This window comes from Pseudomonas sp. LS1212 (genome assembly GCF_024741815.1).
In the GTDB taxonomy this organism is placed as follows: domain Bacteria; phylum Pseudomonadota; class Gammaproteobacteria; order Pseudomonadales; family Pseudomonadaceae; genus Aquipseudomonas.
Window position 1 is genome coordinate 3,747,003 of record NZ_CP102951.1, and the last position, 21,777, is coordinate 3,768,779.

The 21,777-nt window shown below is 61.7% G+C and carries 18 protein-coding genes; 10 read left to right on the plus strand and 8 right to left on the minus strand.

The features are described from left to right. Positions 1–11 precede the first annotated feature (11 nt). From NVV94_RS17370 to NVV94_RS17390, 5 genes are all read left to right on the plus strand, one after another. Positions 12–1,712, plus strand: a complete 1,701-nt coding sequence (locus tag NVV94_RS17370; protein WP_258443624.1) for a hypothetical protein — start codon at positions 12–14, stop codon at positions 1,710–1,712. A 1-nt stretch (position 1,713) separates the two neighbouring features. Then, entirely contained in the window at positions 1,714–2,460 is a 747-nt protein-coding gene (locus NVV94_RS17375) for a DUF3726 domain-containing protein (protein ID WP_258443625.1), read from the plus strand. A gap of 34 nt (positions 2,461–2,494) precedes the next feature. After that, complete coding sequence (locus tag NVV94_RS17380; protein ID WP_258443627.1) at positions 2,495–2,881, plus strand: RidA family protein; 387 nt, start codon at positions 2,495–2,497, stop codon at positions 2,879–2,881. A 162-nt stretch (positions 2,882–3,043) separates the two neighbouring features. Beyond that, a complete protein-coding gene (locus tag NVV94_RS17385; protein ID WP_258443629.1) occupies positions 3,044–3,547 on the plus strand; it encodes a peptidylprolyl isomerase in 504 nt (167 codons plus the stop codon). Next, positions 3,544–4,263, plus strand: a complete 720-nt coding sequence (locus NVV94_RS17390) for a UDP-2,3-diacylglucosamine diphosphatase (RefSeq protein WP_258443630.1) — start codon at positions 3,544–3,546, stop codon at positions 4,261–4,263. Before NVV94_RS17385 ends, NVV94_RS17390 begins: the two co-directional genes overlap by 4 nt. Positions 4,264–4,363: 100 nt before the next feature. Here NVV94_RS17390 and NVV94_RS17395 read toward each other — a convergent pair whose 3' ends face one another. Beyond that, positions 4,364–4,975 carry a tRNA-(ms[2]io[6]A)-hydroxylase gene (locus NVV94_RS17395; protein WP_258443631.1) on the minus strand — a complete coding sequence of 204 codons (612 nt, stop codon included), beginning with the start codon at positions 4,973–4,975 and terminating at the stop codon, positions 4,364–4,366. Between the two features lie 165 nt (positions 4,976–5,140). Between NVV94_RS17395 and NVV94_RS17400 the strand changes: the two genes are divergently transcribed. Next, on the plus strand, positions 5,141–6,001 hold the full coding sequence (locus NVV94_RS17400; protein ID WP_258443632.1) for a universal stress protein: 861 nt from the start codon (positions 5,141–5,143) through the stop codon (positions 5,999–6,001). A 109-nt stretch (positions 6,002–6,110) separates the two neighbouring features. Here NVV94_RS17400 and NVV94_RS17405 read toward each other — a convergent pair whose 3' ends face one another. Further along, positions 6,111–6,578, minus strand: coding sequence for a DUF1289 domain-containing protein (locus NVV94_RS17405; RefSeq protein WP_258443633.1), 468 nt, complete (start codon positions 6,576–6,578; stop codon positions 6,111–6,113). Between the two features lie 402 nt (positions 6,579–6,980). On the opposite strand from NVV94_RS17405, the gene acnB reads away from it, so the two are divergent. Beyond that, complete coding sequence (acnB, locus tag NVV94_RS17410; protein ID WP_258447735.1) at positions 6,981–9,590, plus strand: bifunctional aconitate hydratase 2/2-methylisocitrate dehydratase; 2,610 nt, start codon at positions 6,981–6,983, stop codon at positions 9,588–9,590. Between the two features lie 217 nt (positions 9,591–9,807). On the opposite strand, the gene prpD is transcribed toward acnB, so the two are convergent. The 6 genes from prpD to NVV94_RS17440 all read right to left on the minus strand — a co-directional run bounded on the left by prpD (position 9,808) and on the right by NVV94_RS17440 (position 18,351). Beyond that, a complete protein-coding gene (prpD, locus tag NVV94_RS17415) occupies positions 9,808–11,292 on the minus strand; it encodes a 2-methylcitrate dehydratase (protein ID WP_258443634.1) in 1,485 nt (494 codons plus the stop codon). Positions 11,293–11,437: 145 nt separating this feature from the next. Continuing rightward, positions 11,438–12,628, minus strand: coding sequence for a 2-methylaconitate cis-trans isomerase PrpF (prpF, locus tag NVV94_RS17420; protein ID WP_258443635.1), 1,191 nt, complete (start codon positions 12,626–12,628; stop codon positions 11,438–11,440). Positions 12,629–12,778: 150 nt separating this feature from the next. Continuing rightward, a complete protein-coding gene (gene acnD / locus NVV94_RS17425; protein WP_258443636.1) occupies positions 12,779–15,370 on the minus strand; it encodes a Fe/S-dependent 2-methylisocitrate dehydratase AcnD in 2,592 nt (863 codons plus the stop codon). Between the two features lie 213 nt (positions 15,371–15,583). Continuing rightward, positions 15,584–16,711, minus strand: coding sequence for a 2-methylcitrate synthase (gene prpC / locus NVV94_RS17430; RefSeq protein ID WP_258443637.1), 1,128 nt, complete (start codon positions 16,709–16,711; stop codon positions 15,584–15,586). Positions 16,712–16,755: 44 nt separating this feature from the next. After that, entirely contained in the window at positions 16,756–17,643 is an 888-nt protein-coding gene (gene prpB / locus NVV94_RS17435) for a methylisocitrate lyase (protein WP_258443638.1), read from the minus strand. A gap of 3 nt (positions 17,644–17,646) precedes the next feature. After that, on the minus strand, positions 17,647–18,351 hold the full coding sequence (locus tag NVV94_RS17440; protein ID WP_258443639.1) for a GntR family transcriptional regulator: 705 nt from the start codon (positions 18,349–18,351) through the stop codon (positions 17,647–17,649). A 292-nt stretch (positions 18,352–18,643) separates the two neighbouring features. On the opposite strand from NVV94_RS17440, the gene NVV94_RS17445 reads away from it, so the two are divergent. From NVV94_RS17445 to NVV94_RS17455, 3 genes are read left to right on the plus strand one after another with little or no spacing between them, the layout of a single operon-like run. Further along, the gene (locus tag NVV94_RS17445) at positions 18,644–19,180 is read left to right on the plus strand and encodes an ATP-dependent zinc protease (protein WP_258443640.1); all 537 of its coding nucleotides are present in this window, start codon (positions 18,644–18,646) and stop codon (positions 19,178–19,180) included. Between the two features lie 5 nt (positions 19,181–19,185). Continuing rightward, positions 19,186–20,718 carry an inactive transglutaminase family protein gene (locus NVV94_RS17450; RefSeq protein WP_258443641.1) on the plus strand — a complete coding sequence of 511 codons (1,533 nt, stop codon included), beginning with the start codon at positions 19,186–19,188 and terminating at the stop codon, positions 20,716–20,718. Continuing rightward, on the plus strand, positions 20,718–21,698 hold the full coding sequence (locus NVV94_RS17455; RefSeq protein ID WP_258443642.1) for an alpha-L-glutamate ligase-like protein: 981 nt from the start codon (positions 20,718–20,720) through the stop codon (positions 21,696–21,698). Before NVV94_RS17450 ends, NVV94_RS17455 begins: the two co-directional genes overlap by 1 nt. Positions 21,699–21,777: the final 79 nt, after the last annotated feature.

Sequence of the window (21,777 nt, forward strand, 5' to 3'; positions counted from 1 at the left end):
GAATCGCAAACATGTCAGCCACCGCTACCGCCCTGCGACCAGCCGCCCAGGTCATGGACCTGGACCGCCTGGGCAGTCACTTCCAGAGCCGTCTGAGCTTCGTGCGCAGCAGCATGCGCAAGATGATGAGCGAGCAATGGCAGATCCAGCGCAGCTGTTTCGACCTCGACGGCGAAGGCTATGGCACGGCCATCTATCGCATTGAGACCCCCACCCAGCGCTACCACTGCGTGATCTTCTCGATGTACCTGCCGCCTGAAAAACGCAGTGACCGGGTCATCGCCGACCAATGGGACGTCACCTTTGCCCTGCTCGCCGGCGACGTCGACGAAGCGCAACTGACCGACCTGCGCCGCAATGTGCCGCTGCAGGAAGCCGGCCGCTTCGATGCCCGGGTGCTGGTGCTGTCGCGGGCCAATCGCAGCCTGCGCAACTTCGAGCGTTTCGTCGCAGCCCTGGCCGAAGGTTGCCAGCCACAACCGGAGCAACTGGCCAAGGTGGGTTACCTGTATCGCACCACGGCGGTCTATGGCAACGGCAAGTTCGGCATCGCCGACTTCAGTTGCCTGCAGGACAATACCGATTTCAGGCAACCGTTCAGCGCGCAGATGTTCACCGTCTACCTGCTGCGCCATTTCAGCATCGAACAGATCGAACACATGGCCCGGGCGCGTGCACCCCAGCGCGCCGTCGGGCTGGACATTACCCTGCAACGCTATCTGGGCGTCGGCAACTCCACCGGGCTGGGCATGGCACCGTTCCTGATCAATCACCCGCAACTGCTCGACCGCTGGCTATCGACCCGGGAATCGGCCCTGGCCTTAGTCATGGCCCAGTCCGCCGACCTGCCCCGGCGGCAACGCTTGCAGGCATTGCTGGAGCGGGCGCAGCGGCATCTGCAGCAAACCATCACCGAGGACGCACGACAAAGCGCGGCCGACCAGCGCACCCTGGCCGACCTCGAGCAGCTGGATCAATGGCTCGACCGCCAGCCCTTGAACACCGACCTCTGGCCGCGCTTGCGCCAATGGAGCGAACAGCATGCCGGCCTGGGTTGCCAGGAATTGCTGGTCAGCCTGCTGCTGGAGTTGTACCCCGAACAGGTCGACCCGCTGGCCGCGCGGATGGATGTCAAAGAAGGCTTTCGCCTCGATGCCCGGATGCCGCTGCATCAACTGCGCGCCGTGATCGAAAACCAGTACCGCTGGGCCCTGGACTATGACCTGGACAGCGCCGAGGCCAATCACTTTTTCTGGTACCGCTCGGCCGAGAAAGAAGAGCCGCGCCTGGGTGAACGTGCACAAGAGTCGGGGGCCGAGAAGGAAATGCAATTGGGCATCGCGCGCAATATCCAACGCTGCCATGAGGCCCTGCTGCGCCACCTGGAAGAGCACCCGGAACACCTGACGGCGCATTTTTTGATTGCCGAACCGCGCTTCAAGGGCACCGTCTGCCGTCTGCAAGGCATGGCCCGCTGCACCTATGGAGAAATCCGCGCCAACCTGCTGGACCGGGCCATGCTGCCGATCCACCTACTGCGCTGCAAACTGGCGTTTTTCGGCGCCGGCAAGTTCGACCCCAAGTCCAGCCGCTGGGTACGTATCACCTTGTTCCAGGGTGCGCCACTGGTCAGTGAGATAGGCCAACCCTTCGATGACGACTGGAACTTTGCCGTCATGCCACAACTGGCAGCACCTGCCGGAGAACGATGAAATGCGTGTATCGCTCAATGAAATCCAGGTTGTCTGCCGCAAGGCGTTCGAAGGCATCGGATTCGCCCCGGGAGACTGCGACGACGCCGCCGAGATGATCGCCTGGTTGCAACTGCACGGCCTGGACGGTATCGGCACCCTGGAAAAAGCCTTGGCCTTTCTCGAGACCGAAACCGACCGGCCATTCAACACCTGCTACGAAGACGCCGCGCAACTGACCCTCGATGCCTTTGGCCAGAGTGTGTTGCGCTGCGCCGCCCAGGCGGTCGAGCTGGGTATCGCCAAGGCCTTGGGCACAGGTTCGGCCTCAGTGCGCATTCGCCATTGCCACAACCGCCTGCTGTTGCTGGGCTACCTGGCACGCTGCAGCGAGCAAGGCTTGAGTTTTTGCGTGCATTGGCGCGACGCCCGCCAGCAATGGCTGGCCACCTTCGCTGCCGGGCAAGCCAGCCCAAGCCTGCAGGTCCTTGACCTGGCCCAGCCGGCACAAGCGGACGAGCAGAGCATCAACGTGCTCGTGTCACGGGACTTCAGCCTGCTGCCAGCCCCCAATGAGCCGGGCGCAGCGACACGGCTGAACCTCGGCTGGCAGGACCTCGCCGCCACGGCCGCCAGCCAGCGCGCCAACGGCCTTGCGGTCGATGACCAGGTCTGGGCCGCCTTGAAGAAGCTGGGTGAGCGGGTGCTGGTGGAAAGCACCGAAGAATCACGCCGGCGCGGCGCCGGCGAAGGCAGCGACGCCTCTTGAGCGCACTTTACTTACCCCAATCAGGAAACCGCCTATGAAACATGCCATCAAGACTGACCTCTTCGCCTCGCGTGCCCCGCTGGAATGGGCCGTGGTCGGCAACGGCACGCTCTACACCGCGCAAATTCCCATCGACCAGCAAGGCCAGGTGGTAGCCGGTGGCATCGAAGCCCAGGCCCGTCAGACCCTGGACAACCTGCGCCATACCCTCGAAGCCGCCGGCAGCAACCTGGACGCGGTTACTCAGGTGTTGATCTACGTGACCGATCGAAGCTACCTGGCCACGGTCAATGCCCTGTATACCGAGTACTTCCAGGCCCCCTACCCCAACCGCGCAGCCATCGTGGTCGCCGGCCTTGCCCGGGAAGAAATGCTGGTGGAACTGGTGGTCTATGCCTGCGTCGAAGCGGCGAATGCTTGAGGCGGCAACGACTCTTGGAGAAAAGCGGTTATTATTGTTGCCGCTGCGTTATACAAAAAAATCAGCCACGCATTGCGTATCGCCACCTGTAAACTGAGCGTCAAGGTGGTAATACACATTTTTGCCTTACCCGCTGAATTCTCTACAAGAGCGATTTACATAATGTCCAAAGTCAAACTGAGCACCAACTTCGGCACCATCGTCCTGGAATTGAACGCTGAAAAAGCCCCGCTGACCGTGGCCAACTTCATCGAATACGTTAAGGCCGGCCACTACGAAAACACTGTTTTCCACCGTGTCATCAGCAACTTCATGATCCAGGGCGGCGGTTTCGAGCCTGGCATGAAAGAGAAGAAAGACAAGCGCCCAAGCATCCAGAACGAAGCCGACAACGGCCTGTCCAACGACAAGTACACCGTTGCCATGGCCCGCACCATGGAACCGCATTCGGCTTCCGCGCAGTTCTTCATCAACGTTGCCGACAACAGCTTCCTCAACCACAGCGCCAAGACCGTTCAAGGCTGGGGCTATGCCGTATTCGGTAAAGTGGTCGAAGGCAGCGACGTGGTCGACAAGATCAAGGGCGTAGCCACCACCATGAAGGCCGGCCACCAGGACGTACCCGCAGAAGACGTGATCATCGAGAAAGCCGAGATCGTTGAGTGATACTGCTGATCTCCGATCTTCACCTGCAAGAAGAACGCCCGGACATTACCCGGGCGTTTCTTGATCTACTCGCCGGGCGTTCGCGCTCGGCCGAGTCGCTCTACATCCTCGGCGACTTCTTCGAAGCCTGGATCGGCGACGACGCCATGACGCCTTACCAGACCTCGATCTGCCAGGCGTTGCGCGAGCTGAGTGACAGCGGTACCAACATTTTTCTGATGCACGGCAATCGCGACTTCATGCTCGGCAAGGCCTTCTGCAAGGCAGCCGGTTGTACCCTGCTGCAGGATCCTTGCCTGGTCATATTGAATGATGAGCCCGTGCTACTGATGCATGGCGACAGCCTGTGCACCCGCGATGAAGCCTACATGCGCCTGCGCCGCTACCTGCGCAACCCGGTCAGCCTGTGGATCCTGCGGCACCTGCCGCTGGGCGCGCGCCAGCGGCTGGCACGCAAGCTGCGCAGCGAAAGCCGTGCGCAAACCCGGATGAAAGCCAACGACATCATCGATGTGACCCCGGAAGAAATTCCACGGATCATGCAGGAATATGGTGTACGCACGTTGGTCCACGGGCACACCCACCGGCCGGCGATTCATAAGCTGCAGGTGGGTTCCGAGGCGGCCCGGCGCATTGTGCTGGGTGATTGGGACAGCCAGGGCTGGGCGTTGCAGGTGGATGAGCAGGGGTTTCATCTGGCGGCGTTCGACTTGTAGGAGCTGCCGCAGGCTGCGATCGGGCACGCAGTGGCCGTAATGGCCGCCACCGCTATAGGTCTTCCGGACCGATTCGCAGCATCATGCAATTGCAGGTCGATCAGTGGGCGACGGGGACGCCGCTGTGGAAACGAAATTCTTCGTCCGGACTTTCGATCAGCTCGCGCTCAACCTCCCGAATTTCCTCGACTTTGGCATCAATGTCGGCTTGATCGCCATACAAATACGCCAATTTCAGGTAATCCTGGAAATGCCGGGCTTCAGACTTGAGCAAGCCGCCGTAGAACTTGGCCAGGTCTTCATCCAGGTGCGGCACCAGGGCGGCGAAGCGCTCGCAGGAGCGCGCCTCGACAAAGGCGCCGACCACCAGCGCATCGGTCAGCCGGTACGGATTGTGGTTGCGCACACATTTGCGCAGCGCTCCGGCGTAGCGCGCCGAACTGACGTTGGCCATGGCGATGCCGCGCTTCTTGATGATGCCCAGCACCTGTTCGAAATGACGCAGTTCTTCCCGGGCCAGACGCGACATCTTGTTCAACAGGTCGGGCTTGTCGTTGTACTGGAACATGAACTGGAACGCCGCCCCGGCCGCCTTCTTCTCGTTGTTGGCATGGTCGATCAGAAGAATGTCGAGGTTGCGCAATGCCGCCTGGACCCAGGCATCGGGCGTACGGCAGAGCAGGAAGGATTCGATTTCAGGGATCAGTTGCATAGACTCACAAGCATGGTAACAGCACCGGGCGGCGCGACAAGGCGAGCGATTATACCGGGACCGGTGTCGACCGCCAGCCGCTATGCTTGATATGTATCAAGACTGCTTTTGTTGGGGGACATCCATAGTTGTGCATTCGTTGCCACATTTAGGGAGTTCACGATCATGCAAGCCGTCCGCAGCATTCTGGTGATACTCGACCCCGAACACACCCATGGCCTGGCATTGAACCGGGCGAAACTGATCGCCAAGGCGACCCAGGCGCGCCTGCACCTGCTGATGTGCGACAAGAAGCAGGATCACAGCGCCCAGCTCGCCTTTCTGAAAAACGAAATGCTCGATGATGGCTTCGACGCCACAACCGAACAGGCCTGGCATGGCTCGATCCACGAAACCATCGTCTCTGCCCAGCAGGCCGAAGGTTGTGGGCTGGTGATCAAGCAGCACCGCCCCGACAGCCCGCTGAAAAAAGCCCTGCTCACGCCTGAGGACTGGAAACTGCTGCGCTACTGCCCTTGCGCCGTGCTGATGGTCAAGACCGACAAGCCCTGGACGGGCGGCGTGATCCTGGCCGCCGTGGATGTGGGCAATACCGATGAAGAACACCGCCACCTGCACGCCAACATCATCGACCACGGCTATCAAATTGCCAGCATGGCCAAGGCCGAGCTCCATGTCATCAGCGCCCACCCCTCGCCAATGCTCTCAGCGGCGGACCCGGTGTATCAGCTCAAGGAAACCATCGAGGCGCGTTATCGCGAACAGTGCCAGGCGTTCCAGTCCGAGTTCGATATAGATGACGACCATTTGCACATCGCCGAAGGTCCGGCCGATGTGTTGATACCCTATACGGCGCACAAGCTGGGTGCTGCCGTTACTGTCATCGGCACGGTGGCGCGCACGGGGATTTCCGGCGCGTTGATCGGCAACACCGCCGAGGTGGTGCTCGATGCGCTGGAAAGTGATGTGCTGGTGCTCAAGACCCAGGAGATCATTGATCATTTGGTGGAGGTGGCCCGCGGTTAGGCAGGGCCGGCCTCATCGCCGGCAAGCCGGCTCCCACAGGGTTCACCGCAGACTACTGTGGGAGCGGGCCGGGCGGCGTTTCGCTTGCCCGCGATGAGGCCCTCAAATCCTACCCCAAGGCATCCTTGAGAAACCCCGGCGCGATATACCGCTGATAATGCGCCTCGGACAGCAGGAAAAATTCCCGATCAATGGCATCGCGTAATTGCGGCAATTCCCACTCGCGAAACTCCGGCATCAACACCATGCCATAAGCCTCGAGCTGGTTGATCACCCGCGCCCCCCGGGCAATCAGCTGATACGCCCAGCAGTATTCCGACTGCTGCGGCACGAAGCGAATCTTGCGCTGCTCCAGTTGCAAACGCAGTTTCGAGCGGTCGAACACCTCCAGCTTGCCGGCCATCACCTGCACCAGCAATTGCTCCAGGCGCAGCCATACCGCACGCTTCTCGTCCTCGTTGTAGCCGTTCCAGTTGATCACTTCATGGTGGAAGCGCTTGCAGCCACGGCACACGAGGTCCCCGTAAACGGTTGAACAAAGGCCGACGCACGGCGTCTTGATGGACTGATTGGACATGAGGGCAGGTGCTGAGCGATCGAACAAGCGACCATGTTAGCCCTTTGTCTAACCAGGGTCACGCCAGAAGTCTGCCCTGGCAACTTACCTTTATCGCGTTTTTACCGTAGAATCATGCAGCCTTTTTAGGCGCCAAATGTCCGTTAGAAGCTGTTTTCAAAGCGTCACGAGCACAGTTGATCCAGCAGAGCGGTGTTGACCCGGGAAATTCGCCCTCGAATCTCCCGCGCCAGCCCTCATCAGCCCGCCGTTCTGCAGGCGTAAAACTTTGAAAGCAGCTTCTGTAAGGATTTCCTGTAACCCTGGCTAAGCGGCCCAAAAAGCCACGCAGCGCATGGGTACATGAATTTCTGGATGAGCGTCCCGGACACCCATTTGGGACCACTGATGAGGGTAATAACTGTGCTTGAAGCCTACCGCAAACACATCGAAGAGCGTGCCGCCCAGGGTATCGTGCCCCAGCCGCTTAACGCCGAACAAACAGCAGGCCTGGTCGAGCTGCTGAAGAATCCCCCTGCTGGCGAAGAAGCCGTCCTCGTCGACCTGATCACCAACTGCGTTCCACCAGGCGTGGACGAAGCCGCCTACGTCAAGGCCGGTTTCCTGTCTGCCGTGGCCAAAGGTGAAGCCAAGTCCCCCCTGATCGATAAAAAGCGCGCCGCTGAGCTGCTGGGCACCATGCAAGGCGGTTACAACATCGCCACCCTGGTCGAGCTGCTGGACGACGCCGAGCTGGCACCTGTTGCCGCCGAAGAGCTCAAGCACACCCTGCTGATGTTCGATGCGTTCCACGACGTGGCCGAAAAAGCCAAGGCCGGCAACGTCAACGCCAAGGCCGTGCTGCAGTCCTGGGCCGACGGCGAGTGGTTCAAGAACCGTCCGACCCTGGCCGACAAGATCAGCCTGCGCGTGTTCAAGGTCACTGGCGAAACCAACACCGACGACCTGTCCCCTGCGCCGGACGCCTGGTCGCGCCCTGACATCCCGCTGCACGCCCTGGCCATGCTGAAAATGGCCCGCGACGGCATCGTGCCGGACGAGCAAGGCGTGACCGGCCCGATGAAGCAGATCGAAGAGATGCGCGGCCAGGGCTTCCCGATCGCCTACGTCGGTGACGTGGTCGGTACCGGTTCTTCGCGGAAGTCGGCGACCAACTCGGTACTGTGGTTCTTCGGCGACGACATCCCTTACGTGCCGAACAAGCGCGGCGGTGGTTTCTGCTTCGGCTCCAAGATCGCCCCGATCTTCTACAACACCATGGAAGACGCCGGCGCCCTGCCGATCGAATTCGATGTGTCGAACATGCACATGGGCGACGTGATCGACCTGTACCCGCACGCCGGCAAGGTCTGCAAGCACGGCAGCCTTGATGTCATCACCACCTTCGAAATGAAAACCCCGGTGCTGCTGGACGAAGTCCGCGCCGGCGGCCGTATCCCGCTGATCGTCGGCCGTGGCCTGACCGAGAAGGCGCGCGCCGAGCTGGGCCTGGGCCCAACCGACCTGTTCAAGCTGCCTGAAGCTCCGGTCGACACCGGCAAGGGCTACACCCTGGCGCAGAAGATGGTCGGCAAGGCCTGCGGCCTGCCAGCTGGCAAGGGCGTACGCCCAGGCACCTACTGCGAACCGAAGATGACCACCGTCGGCTCCCAGGACACCACTGGCCCGATGACCCGCGACGAGCTGAAAGACCTGGCGTGCCTGGGCTTCTCCGCCGACCTGGTCATGCAGTCGTTCTGCCACACCGCTGCCTACCCGAAGCCAATCGACGTCACCACCCACCACACCCTGCCGGATTTCATCCGCACCCGTGGCGGCGTGTCCCTGCGTCCAGGCGACGGCATCATCCACAGCTGGCTGAACCGCATGCTGCTGCCGGACACCGTCGGCACCGGTGGTGACTCGCACACCCGCTTCCCGATCGGCATCTCCTTCCCGGCCGGTTCCGGCCTGGTCGCCTTCGCCGCGGCAACCGGCGTGATGCCACTGGACATGCCGGAGTCGGTACTGGTGCGCTTCAAGGGCAAACTGCAACCGGGCATCACCCTGCGTGACCTGGTGCATGCCATCCCTTACTACGGCATCAAGCACGGCCTGCTGACCGTCGAGAAGAAAGGCAAGATCAACGCCTTCTCCGGCCGCATCCTGGAAATCGAAGGCCTGGACGACCTGACCGTCGAGCAAGCCTTCGAACTGTCCGACGCCTCGGCCGAACGTTCCGCGGCCGGTTGCACCATCAAGCTGCCGGAAAAGGCCATCGCCGAGTACCTGAAGTCGAACATCACCCTGCTGCGCTGGATGATCAGCGAAGGCTACGGCGATGCCCGCACCATGGAGCGTCGCGCCCAGGCGATGGAAGCCTGGCTGGCCGACCCGCAGCTGCTGGAAGCCGACAAGGACGCCGAGTACGCCGAGGTCATCGAGATCGACCTGGCCGACATCAAGGAGCCGGTGCTCTGCGCGCCGAACGACCCGGACGACGCACGCCTGCTGTCCACCGTTCAAGGCCAGAAGATCGACGAAGTGTTCATCGGTTCGTGCATGACCAACATCGGTCACTTCCGCGCGGCCGGTAAACTGCTGGATCAGGTCAAGGGTCAGCTGCCCACCCGTCTGTGGCTGTCGCCGCCGACCAAGATGGACGCTCACCAACTGACCGAAGAGGGCTACTACGGCATCTACGGCAAGGCTGGCGCGCGCATGGAAATGCCGGGCTGCTCGCTGTGCATGGGTAACCAGGCACGCGTCGAACCGAACTCCACCGTGGTCTCGACTTCGACCCGTAACTTCCCGAACCGCCTGGGCGATGGTGCCAACGTGTACCTGGCTTCTGCCGAACTGGCCGCTGTCGCGTCCATCCTCGGCAAGCTGCCAACCGTCGAAGAGTACATGGAGTACGCCGGCAAGATCGACAGCATGGCGGCCGATGTCTACCGCTACCTGAGCTTCGACCAGATCGCCGAGTTCCGTGAAGCGGCGGCGAACGCCAACATCCCGGTCGTTCAAGCGTAACGAAACACCGCGTTGAAAAAGCCCCGCCATCTGGCGGGGCTTTTTTATGCCTGGCAGTTGGAATGCAATCCCTGTAGCCGCTGCCGCAGGCTGCGCTCGCGTGCGAAGCAGGCGCAAGATCTTGAGATCGCCAAGGGAGCCCCTGCGGGACTCCAGCGTCGCAGCGGCGCACCGAGCCTGACGGCAGCGGCTACAAGGATCGCGGCGACTCCAAATCTCAGATCACAAACAAATCCATGAACCGGTTGACCGGCGTCGCCTCTAACCTCGCCTGATCCTTGCATAACGCAAAAATCTCAGCCGACCGCTGCGCCGCAAACCGCGTCGCCAGGTTGGCCTTGAACTTGTCTTCCAGCAAGGGAATCCCCTCGCCACGACGCCGCCGATGACCAATCGGATACTCGACCACAACCTGCCCGGTACTGGAACCATCCCTGAAGAACACCTGCATCGCGTTGGCGATCGAGCGTTTGTCGGCCTCCAGGTATTCACGTGTAAAGCGCGGTTCTTCGACGATGACCATCTTGGCGCGCAACTCGTCGATGATCGGATGGGCCGCATGAAAATCATCTTCGTAATGCTCGGCCACCAGATCGCCGAAGGCCAGCGGTACGGCGGTCATGTACTGGATGCAGTGGTCGCGGTCGGCGGCATTGGCCAGCGGGCCGACCTTGGAGATGATGCGGATCGCCGACTCATGAGTGGTAATGACAATCCTGTCGATTTCATGCAGGCGATCCTTGACCTGCGGGTGCAGGGTCACGGCAGCTTCGCAGGCGGTTTGCGCGTGGAACTCGGCCGGGAAGCTGATCTTGAACAGCACGTTTTCCATCACGTAGGTGCCGAATGCCTGAGAGAAACTGAATTGGCGCTTGTCTTCAGGCTTGAGCGCCAGGTCCTTGTTGGTGTGACTGAACAGCACGTCGTAGAAGCCCCACTGTGGCGTGGTCAGCACGCTCGGGACTCCCATTTCGCCACGCATGGCGATATCGGCAAGACGCACGCCACGACTGCTGGCATCGCCCGCCGCCCAGGACTTGCGGGAACCGGCATTGGGCGCGTGGCGATAGGTGCGCAGGGCCTGGCCGTCGACAAAGGCATGGGACAGTGCCGACAGCAACTGTTCGCGGCTGGCGCCCATCAGTCTGGCGCAGACGGCGGTGGAGGCGACCTTGACCAGAATCACGTGGTCCAGGCCGACTCGGTTGAATGAGTTCTCCAACGCCATCACGCCCTGGATCTCGTGGGCCATGATCATCGCTTCGAGGACGGTGCGCAGGGTCAGCGGCGGCTCGCCATTGGCCACGCGCTTTTGCGACAGATGGTCGGCGACCGCGAGAATGCCGCCGAGATTATCGGACGGGTGCCCCCATTCGGCAGCCAGCCAGGTGTCGTTGTAATCGAGCCAGCGGACGATGCAGCCGATGTCCCAGGCGGCCTTGACCGGGTCGAGACAAAAGCGAGTGCCGGGCACACGAGCGCCATACGGCACGAGGGTGCCTTCCACGATCGGGCCCAGGTGTTTGGTGCATTCGGGGAAGCGCAGGGCCAGCAGGCCGCAGCCCAGGGTATCCATGAGGCAGTTGCGGGCGGTATCGAGGGCTTCCGGGGATTGGATCCTGTAGTTCAGGACGTAGTCGGCGATGTCCTGCAGGACCTGGTCGTAGTCGGGGCGGATGTTCAGATCAACGTTGGCGCTCATCTTCGAACCCTCTATTGCCTGTTCGGGCCTCATCGCGGGCAAGCCCGCTCCCACAGGTTTAGCACAGTCCCTGTGGGAGCGGGCTTGCCCGCGATGAGGCCCGAACAGGCAATAAAGAATCCCTCCACAGAGTCCGAGGCGACCTTTAGACCGAATCCCCCGGCACTCGCACCCAACCTTCCATCAACACCCGCGCACTGCGGCTCATGATGGCCTTGGTCACGGTCCATTCACCATTGATCCGGCTGGCCTCGGCCCCCACGCGCAAGGTGCCCGAAGGATGACCGAAGCGCACCGCGACACGTGAACCGCCACCGGCAGCCAGGTTCACCAGCGTGCCGGGAATCGCGGCAGCGGTGCCGATGGCGACGGCCGCCGTCCCCATCATGGCGTGGTGCAGCTTGCCCATGGACAGCGCGCGCACGAGCAGGTCCACGTCCCCCGCCGCTACCGGCTTGCCACTGGAGGCAAGGTAGTCGGCCGGCCCGGCGACGAAGGCAACCTTGGGCGTGTGCTGGCGCGTGGCGGCTTCATCGATGTCCTGGATCAGGCCCATGCGCAAAGCACCGTAGGCACGGATGGTCTCGAACATGAGCAGCGCCCTGGCGTCGCCGTTGATCGCATCCTGCAGTTCAGTACCCGTGTAGCCGATGTCTTGCGCATTGACGAAGATCGTCGGGATGCCGGCATTGATCATCGTCGCCTTGAGCGTACCGACACCCGGCACCTCGAGGTCATCCACCAAGTTGCCGGTGGGGAACATCGAGCCGCCCGCGCCTTCTTCGTCGGCAGCCGGGTCCATGAATTCGAGCTGGACTTCGGCGGCGGGAAAGGTCACGCCGTCGAGCTCGAAGTCACCGGTTTCCTGGACCGCACCATCGGTGATGGGCACATGCGCGATGATGGTCTTGCCGATGTTGGCTTGCCAGATGCGCACGGTCGCCATGCCGTTTTGCGGAATGCGCTCGGCATCGACCAACCCGGCGCTGATGGCAAACGAACCGACCGCCGCCGACAGGTTGCCGCAGTTGCCGCTCCAGTCGACGAAAGCCTTGTCGATCGACACTTGGCCGAACAGGTAGTCGACGTCGTGGTTGGGCTTGCTGCTTTTGGCGAGGATGACCGTCTTGCTGGTGCTGGAGGTCGCCCCGCCCATGCCATCGATCTGCTTGCCATAGGGGTCGGGGCTGCCGATCACGCGCAGCAGCAGTGCATCGCGGGCCGGGCCCGGAACCTGTGCACGCTCGGGCAAATCCTGCAGACGGAAGAACACGCCTTTGCTGGTGCCGCCACGAATGTAGGTGGCGGGAACTTTGATCTGGGGAACGTGAGCCATGGGAATCTTGTCCTGTTAGGCCCCGTGGGAGCCGGCTTGCCGGCGATTGCATCAATGCGGTGCGCAGGGCAGACCGCATCGTCAGCATCGCTGGCAAGTCGAGTCGTCGAACCGCAGCTCCCACAGGGGGGTTGTCTTTAACTCAAATGATCAAACCGTCGCAGCCGACTCCAGGAAGTCCTGGGCGAAACGCTGCAGCACACCACCGGCGTGGTAGATCGACACTTCTTCGGCGGTGTCGAGGCGGCAGGTGACCGGCACGTCGACACGCTCGCCATTCTTGCGGGTGATCACCAGGTTCAACGTGGTACGCGGGGCAAGCTCACCGACCACATCGAAGGTTTCAGTGCCGTCGATGCCCAGGGTCTTGCGGTCCGTGCCCGGCTTGAACTCCAGCGGCAGCACGCCCATGCCGACCAGGTTGGTGCGGTGGATACGCTCGAAGCCTTCGGCAGCGATGGCCTCGACACCGGCCAGGCGCACGCCCTTGGCCGCCCAGTCACGGGACGAGCCCTGACCGTAGTCGGCGCCGGCAACGATGATCAGCGGCTGCTTGCGCTCCATGTAAGTTTCGATGGCTTCCCACATGCGGGTGACCTTGCCTTCCGGCTCGATCCGCGCCAGCGAACCCTGCTTGACCTTGCCGTTTTCCTGCACCATTTCGTTGAACAGTTTCGGGTTGGCGAAGGTGGCGCGTTGCGCGGTCAAATGGTCACCCCGGTGAGTCGCGTAAGAGTTGAAGTCCTCTTCCGGCAGACCCATTTTCGCCAGGTATTCACCCGCCGCGCTGTCGAGCATGATGGCGTTGGATGGCGACAAGTGGTCGGTGGTGATGTTGTCCGGCAGCACGGCCAGCGGACGCATACCCTTGAGGGAACGCTCACCGGCCAGCGCACCTTCCCAATACGGCGGACGACGGATGTAGGTACTCTGCTCGCGCCAGTCGTACAGTGGGCTCACTTGTGCGGCTTTCTCGCGGGTGATGTCAAACATCGGGATATAGACCTGGCGGAACTGCTCCGGCTTCACCGACGCCTTGACCACCGCATCGATCTCTTCGTCGCTCGGCCAGATATCCTTGAGGCGGATTTCCTTGCCGTCGACCACGCCCAGCACATCCTTCTCGATATCGAAGCGGATGGTACCGGCGATGGCATAGGCGACCACCAGCGGCGGCGAGGCGAGGAACGCCTGCTTGGCATAGGGATGGATACGCCCGTCGAAGTTCCGGTTACCCGACAGTACGGCGGTGGCGTACAGGTCGCGGTCTATGATTTCCTTCTGGATCACCGGGTCCAGCGCGCCAGACATGCCGTTGCAGGTGGTGCAGGCAAAAGCCACCACGCCGAAGCCCATTTGCTCAAGCTCATGGGTCAGCCCGGCTTCATCCAGGTACAGGGCGACGGTCTTGGAACCCGGGGCCAGGGAGGATTTGACCCATGGCTTGCGAGTCAGCCCCAGCTTGTTGGCATTGCGCGCCAACAGGCCGGCGGCGATGACGTTGCGCGGGTTGCTGGTGTTAGTGCAGCTGGTGATGGCGGCAATGATCACGGCACCGTCGGGCATCTGCCCGGGCACTTCTTCCCATTGGCCGGCAATGCCCTTGGCAGCCAGGTCGCTGGTGGCCACCCGCGCGTGAGGGTTACTTGGGCCGGCCATGTTGCGCACGACCGAAGACAGGTCGAACTGCAGCCCACGCTCATACACGGCGGTCTTGAGGCTGTCGCCCCACAGGCCGGTCAGTTTTGCGTAGTTCTCGACCAGCTGCACTTGCTCGTCTTCACGACCAGTCAGCTTCAGGTAGTCGATGGTTTGCTGGTCGATGTAGAACATCGCCGCAGTGGCGCCGTATTCCGGGGCCATGTTGGAAATGGTGGCGCGGTCGCCCAGGGTCAGGGCCGAGGCACCCTCGCCGAAGAACTCCAGGTAAGCTCCGACTACCTTCTGCTTGCGCAGGAACTCGGTCAGTGCCAGCACCATGTCGGTGGCAGTGATGCCGGGCTGCAGCTTGCCGGTCAGCTCGACACCGACGATTTCCGGCAGGCGCATCCAGGAAGCGCGGCCGAGCATGACGTTCTCGGCTTCCAGGCCGCCGACACCGATGGCGATCACACCCAGCGCGTCGACGTGCGGGGTATGGCTGTCGGTGCCCACGCAAGTGTCGGGGAAGGCCACGCCGTCACGGGCCTGGATGACCGGCGACATCTTCTCCAGGTTGATCTGGTGCATGATGCCGTTGCCCGGCGGGATCACGTCGACGTTCTTGAACGCCTGCTTGGTCCAGTTGATGAAGTGGAAACGGTCTTCGTTGCGACGGTCCTCGATGGCGCGGTTCTTGTCGAACGCATCCGGATCGAAACCGCCACATTCCACGGCCAGCGAGTGGTCGACGATCAATTGGGTCGGTACCACCGGGTTGACCATGGCCGGGTCACCGCCCTGGTCGGCAATGGCGTCACGCAGGCCGGCAAGGTCCACCAGTGCGGTCTGGCCGAGAATGTCGTGGCACACCACCCGGGCCGGGAACCACGGGAAGTCCAGGTCGCTCTTGCGCTCGATGAGCTGGCGCAGTGAAGCATTCAGCGTGGCCGGATCGCAACGGCGTACCAGGTTTTCTGCCAGCACCCGCGAGGTATACGGCAGTGTGTCGTAGGCGCCGGGCGTGATTGCATCGACTGCCGCGCGGGCGTCGAAGTAATCCAGCCGGGTGCCGGGCAGTGGCTTGCGGTTTTCAGTATTCATGGCGCTGGGACTCAATCACGGTAGGGTCGGAGGGGAGCAGGCTTGCCCTCCCCTGTGGGGGCCGGCTTGCCTCTCCTGTGGGAGCTGGCTTGCCAGCGATGGCATCGACGCGGAGCATCAGTCAGACCGCGTCGTCAGCATCGCCGGCAAGCCAGCTCCCACAGTGGAGACAAGCCAGCTCCCACAGGAGTTGACAGCCCCTCCCCCGGCAAATCAGCGTTGTTCGATTGGCACGAACTTGCGCTGTTCGACGCCGGTGTACTCGGCGCTCGGGCGGATGATGCGGTTGTTGGCGCGCTGCTCGAACACGTGAGCGGCCCAGCCGGTCAGGCGCGAACACACGAAGATCGGCGTGAACAGCTTGGTCGGGATGCCCATGAAGTGGTACGCCGATGCATGGTAGAAGTCAGCGTTGGGGAACAGTTTCTTCTGTTCCCACATGGTCTTGTCGATGGCTTCGGAGACCGGGAACAGCACGGTATCGCCAACTTCTTCAGCCAGCTTCTTCGACCAGCCCTTGATCACCTCGTTACGCGGATCGCTGTCTTTGTAGATCGCGTGGCCGAAGCCCATGATCTTGTCCTTGCGCTCAAGCATGCCGAGGGTGCCTTTGATCGCCTCTTCGGGTGAGCTGAAGCGTTCGATCATCTCCATCGCCGCTTCGTTGGCGCCGCCATGCAGCGGGCCGCGCAGCGAACCGATAGCGGCGGTCACGCAGGAGAACAGGTCCGACAGAGTCGATGCGCAAACGCGTGCGGTGAAGGTCGAAGCGTTGAATTCGTGTTCTGCGTAGAGAATCAGCGAAACGTCCATGACCTTGCGGTGCAACTCGCTCGGCTTCTTGTCGTGCAGCAGGTGCAGGAAGTGCCCGCCGATGGACTCTTCGTCGGTCACGCAGTCGATGCGTACGTTGTCGTGACTGAAGCGATACCAGTAGCACATGATCGCCGGGAACGCGGCCAGCATCCGGTCGGTGACGTCGTGCTGACGGGAGAAATCCTGCTCCGGCTCGATATTGCCCAGGAACGACGCGCCAGTGCGCATCACGTCCATCGGGTGCGCATCGGCAGGAATGCGCTCGAGCACTTCCTTCAAGGCTTGCGGCAGGTCGCGCAGGGTGCGCAGCTTGCCCATGTAGCCAGCCAGTTGCGCCTTGCTCGGCAGGTCGCCGTACAGCAGCAGATAAGCGACCTCTTCAAAGCGCGCGTCGGCGGCCAGTTCACGCACGTCATAGCCGCGGTAGGTCAGGCCGGCACCGGCCTGGCCGACTGTCGACAATGCGGTCTGCCCGGCTACCTGGCCACGCAGGCCCGCGCCACTCAAAACTTTTGCTTCGGCCATTGCTTTCTCCAATCTTGAATTTGTTATGGGGAACGGCGCCCGATTTACTTTTTCGACGCGAACAACGCATCGAGCTTCTGCTCGAAGGTGTGGTAGTCGATGCGATCGTAAAGCTCCATGCGCGTCTGCATGGTGTCGATGACGTTCTGCTGGGTGCCATCGCGGCGAATCGCGGTGTAGACGTTTTCCGCTGCCTTGTTCATGGCGCGGAAGGCCGACAATGGGTATAGCACCAGGGAAACGTCGGCAGCCCTGAGCTGATCGACGGTGTACAGCGGGGTCGCGCCGAATTCGGTGATGTTGGCCAGGATCGGCGCACGCACGCGGGCCGCGAACAGCTTGTACATGTCCAGTTCGGTGATGGCTTCCGGGAAGACCATGTCGGCACCGGCTTCGATGCAGGCCTGGGCGCGCTCCAGGGCAGACTCCAGGCCTTCGACCGCCAGGGCGTCGGTACGCGCCATGATCACGAAGCTGTCATCGGTACGGGCGTCGACGGCGGCCTTGATGCGGTCGACCATTTCCTGCTGCGAAACGATTTCCTTGTTCGGACGGTGGCCGCAACGCTTGGCACCCACCTGGTCTTCGATATGGATGGCCGCTGCGCCAAACTTGATCATCGACTTGACGGTACGCGCCACGTTGAAGGCCGAGGATCCGAAACCGGTATCCACGTCGACCAACAGCGGCAGGTCGCAGACATCGGTAATGCGGCGCACATCGGTCAGCACGTCGTCCAGGCCGGTGATGCCCAGGTCCGGCACACCGAGCGAGCCGGCAGCGACGCCGCCACCGGACAGGTAGATAGCCTTGAAACCGGCCCGCTGGGCGAGCAAGGCGTGGTTGGCGTTGATGGCGCCGACTACCTGCAAGGGGTGCTCACTGGCAACTGCATCGCGAAAACGCTGGCCGGGGCTGCTCTTTTGACTCATGACTCACCTCGTGGTCTGGGAAGCGTCCAGGTAATGACGCTCGATATTGCGTTTAGAGGCGCCGATGTGACGGCGCATCAACAGCTCGGCCAGCTCGCCGTCTCGGTCGGCGATGGCATCGAGAATACGGTGGTGTTCGGCAAACGCCTGGCGCGGGCGATTCGGCGTTGCGGAGAACTGGATGCGGTACATGCGCACCAGTTGATAAAGTTCGCCACAAAGCATCTGGGTCAGCGTGCGGTTGCCGCTGCCCTGAATGATCCGGTAGTGGAAGTCGAAATCGCCTTCCTGCTGGTAGTAGCCCAGGCCGGCCTGGAACGTCGCATCGCGCTCATGGGTGTCGAGTACGCGGCGCAGCTCATCGATCTCGGCCGTGGTCATGCGCTCGGCGGCCAGCCGACAGGCCATGCCTTCCAGGGATTCGCGAATCTCGTAGAGCTCGATCAGTTCGGCATGGCTGAGCGAAACCACGCGGGCGCCCACATGCGGCACACGCACCAGCAGGCGCTGGCCTTCCAACCGGTGGATCGCCTCGCGCAGCGGGCCGCGGCTGATACCGTAGGTGCGGGCCAGCTCCGGCTCGGAAATCTTGCTGCCCGGCGCGATCTCACCCTTGACGATGGCCGCCTGAATGCGACGGAAGACGTTTTCGGAAAGGGTTTCCGAATCTTCCTGGCCAGCACTGGTTGCTTGCGCTGCGTCCAACATATTGTCGACACCTTATTTTTCAATGACGCTAAAACTAGCCAAATCCTTTGCAGCAGTCAAAGAAAAAATGAACATTGTCGACAATCGTCTTATAACGAACTTAAAGGGAGCTGCTGTTGTCTGACAGCGCAGCCGCTGGCGTCATAAAGCCAGCGTGATAGAATGCCGCGCCTCTGCCCACGAGGCACCCATACCTTGCCCGTCATCCGTTGATGCCAGGCACCCGAGGAAGCTTGCGCAATACTGCCAGTCGCCTTGCCCAAAAGATCGCACAGCACCGCGCCCAGGATTTATGAGACTCAAGCCCTTTCCACTGCTGCTCTGCCTAGGTTTTCTCTCCAGTGCAAGCATGGCTGCCGACAAGACCGTTTACGGCCTTAATGAATATGCCAGGCTTGCCGATATCGATCTGGAAGTTGCAGCCAAGCTCGACACCGGCGCCAAGACCGCCTCGCTCAGTGCCCGCGACATCAAGCGCTTCAAGCGCAATGGCGAGTCCTGGGTGCGTTTCTACCTGGCAATTGACGCGGCCCACTCCCATCCGATAGAACGGCCCCTGGCACGCGTCAGCAAGATCAAGCGGCGCGCCGGTGACTACAACCCGGAAGAAGGCAAGAACTACACCGCACGCCCCGTGATTGCCCTGGATATTTGCATGGGGACCACATTACGCAGCATCGAAGTGAACCTGACCGACCGCAGCGCCTTCCAATACCCGCTGCTGATTGGCTCCGAAGCCCTGAAGCGCTTCGATGCGCTGGTTGATCCAAGCCTTAAATACGCTGCTGGCAAACCTGCCTGCGCCACTGACGCTCAAATTGCAGAGTAATTCCAATGCGCTCTCTTACCCTTCATCTGAAAGCCCTTATCACCGTCCTGGTGACCCTGGGCATTCTGATCACGGCCTATCAGATTTTCATCCTCGGCATTCCGGTGACCGAAGATGAGACCGACGACTTGTGGAACATCGATGCCAAGGTCGAATTCGTTGCCAGCGCCAAAGACCCGGTCAAGGTGCAGATGTTCGTGCCGCCGTTGAGCCGCGACTATGTCAGCCTGAACGAAAGCTTCATCTCCAACAATTACGGTGTGAGCGTCAATCGCGTCGATGGCAACCGCAAGGTGACCTGGTCGGCGCGCCGCGCCAACGGTAACCAGACCCTCTACTACCGTCTGGTACTGACCAAGCGCTATACCGGCGAGAAGCCGAAGGTCAAGGGCCCGACCTTCCGCGACAGCCTGGCTGTCGAAGGCCCGGACAAGATCGCCGCCGAAGCCTTGATGGCCCCTATTCGCCAGCACTCGGCGGATGTGGAGACCTTCGTCGGCGAAACCATCAAGCGTGTCAACAATCTGAACGACGACAACGTCAAGCTGCTGCTGGCCGGCGACACCACGACCCAGAACAAGGCCAGGGTCATCGACCTGCTGCTGTCCATTGCCCACGTGCCGATCGAGAAAGTCCATACCATCCGCCTGGTCGCCGACCAGCCACAGACACCGGAACTGTGGCTGCGCAGCTTCAACGGCACGGACTGGCTGTACTTCAACCCCGACAACGGCGAACAAGGCCTGCCCGCCGACCGCCTGCTCTGGTGGACCGGCGATGACCCCCTGATCACCGTCGATGGCGGCAAGAAGGCCACCGTCAGCTTCAGCATGAACAACAGCGAAATGAACGCGATTCGCCTGGCCAAGCTGACCGACGAAAACACCGACGCAGACTTCCTCGAATACTCGCTGTACGGCTTGCCCCTGCAAACCCAGCAGACCTTCATGATCATGGTGATGATCCCGATCGGTGTATTGGTGATCCTGGTCCTGCGCAACCTGATCGGCCTGCAGACACTCGGGACCTTTACCCCGGTACTGATCGCCCTGGCCTTCCGCGAAACCCAGCTGGGCTTCGGCATCATCCTGTTCACCATCATTACCGCCCTGGGCCTGTCCCTGCGCTCCTATCTGGAACACCTCAAGCTGCAGATGCTGCCGCGGCTGTCGGTGGTCCTGACGTTCGTGGTGGTGCTGATTGCCGCAATCAGCCTGTTCAGCCACAAGCTGGGACTCGAACGCGGGCTTTCGGTCGCCCTGTTCCCGATGGTGATCCTGACCATGACCATCGAGCGCCTGTCCATCACCTGGGAAGAGCGCGGCGCCAACCATGCCATGAAAGTCGCCGTCGGCACCCTCTTCGCCGCGACCCTGGCACACTTGCTGATGAGCGTCCCGGAAGCGACCTATTTCGTCTTCACCTTCCCGGCCGTGCTGCTGATCCTGGTGGGCTTCATGCTGGCGATGGGGCGCTACCGCGGCTACCGCCTGACGGAGCTTGTGCGCTTCAAGGCTTTCCTGAAGGCTGAATCCTGATGTTTGGCTTCTGGAAGACCTGGAAAGCCCTGGAAGCCCGGGGCATCATGGGGATCAACCGGCGCAATGCGGACTATGTCCTCAAGTACAACAAGCGCCACCTGTACCCCATCGTCGATGACAAGATCATCACCAAGGAGCGCGCGATCAAGGCCGGCATTCATGTGCCGGAGATGTACGGGATCATCTCCACGGAGAAGGAGATCGACAAGCTCGGCGAAATCATCGGCGGGCGCAGCGATTTCGTCATCAAGCCGGCCCAGGGTGCCGGCGGTGACGGCATCCTGGTGGTCGCCGACCGTTTCGAAAGCCGCTACCGCACCGTCTCGGGCAAGATCATCAGCCATGAGGAAATCGAGCATCAGATTTCCAGCATCCTGACCGGCCTGTACTCCCTGGGCGGCCATCGTGACCGGGCGCTGATCGAGTACCGGGTAACGCCCGACCAGATTTTCAAGAGCATCAGCTACGAAGGCGTGCCGGACATCCGCATCATCGTGCTGATGGGCTACCCGGTGATGGCCATGTTGCGCCTGCCGACCCGCCAGTCCGGCGGCAAGGCCAACCTGCACCAGGGCGCCATCGGCGTCGGCGTGGACCTGGCGACCGGGCTGACCCTGCGCGGCACCTGGCTGAACAACATCATCAGCAAGCACCCCGACACCACCAATGCGGTGGACGGCGTGCAACTGCCGAACTGGGACGGCTTCATGAAGCTCGCCGCCGGTTGTTACGAACTGTGCGGCCTGGGCTACATCGGCGTGGACATGGTACTGGACCAGGACAAGGGCCCGTTGATCCTCGAACTCAACGCCCGCCCCGGCCTGAACATCCAGATCGCCAACGACTGCGGCCTGACGCTGCGCACCCATGCGATCGAGGCGCGCCTGGAAGAACTGGCCAGGAACGGCGAGAAAGAAACCGTGGAGCAGCGGGTGAAGTTCACCCAGGAACTGTTTGGGCATGTGCCGGTGCAGTGACCTTTAGGGCCCTATCGCTGGCAAGCCAGCTCCTACAGAGATCGCGCAAAACCTGTAGGAGCTGGCTTGCCAGCGATGA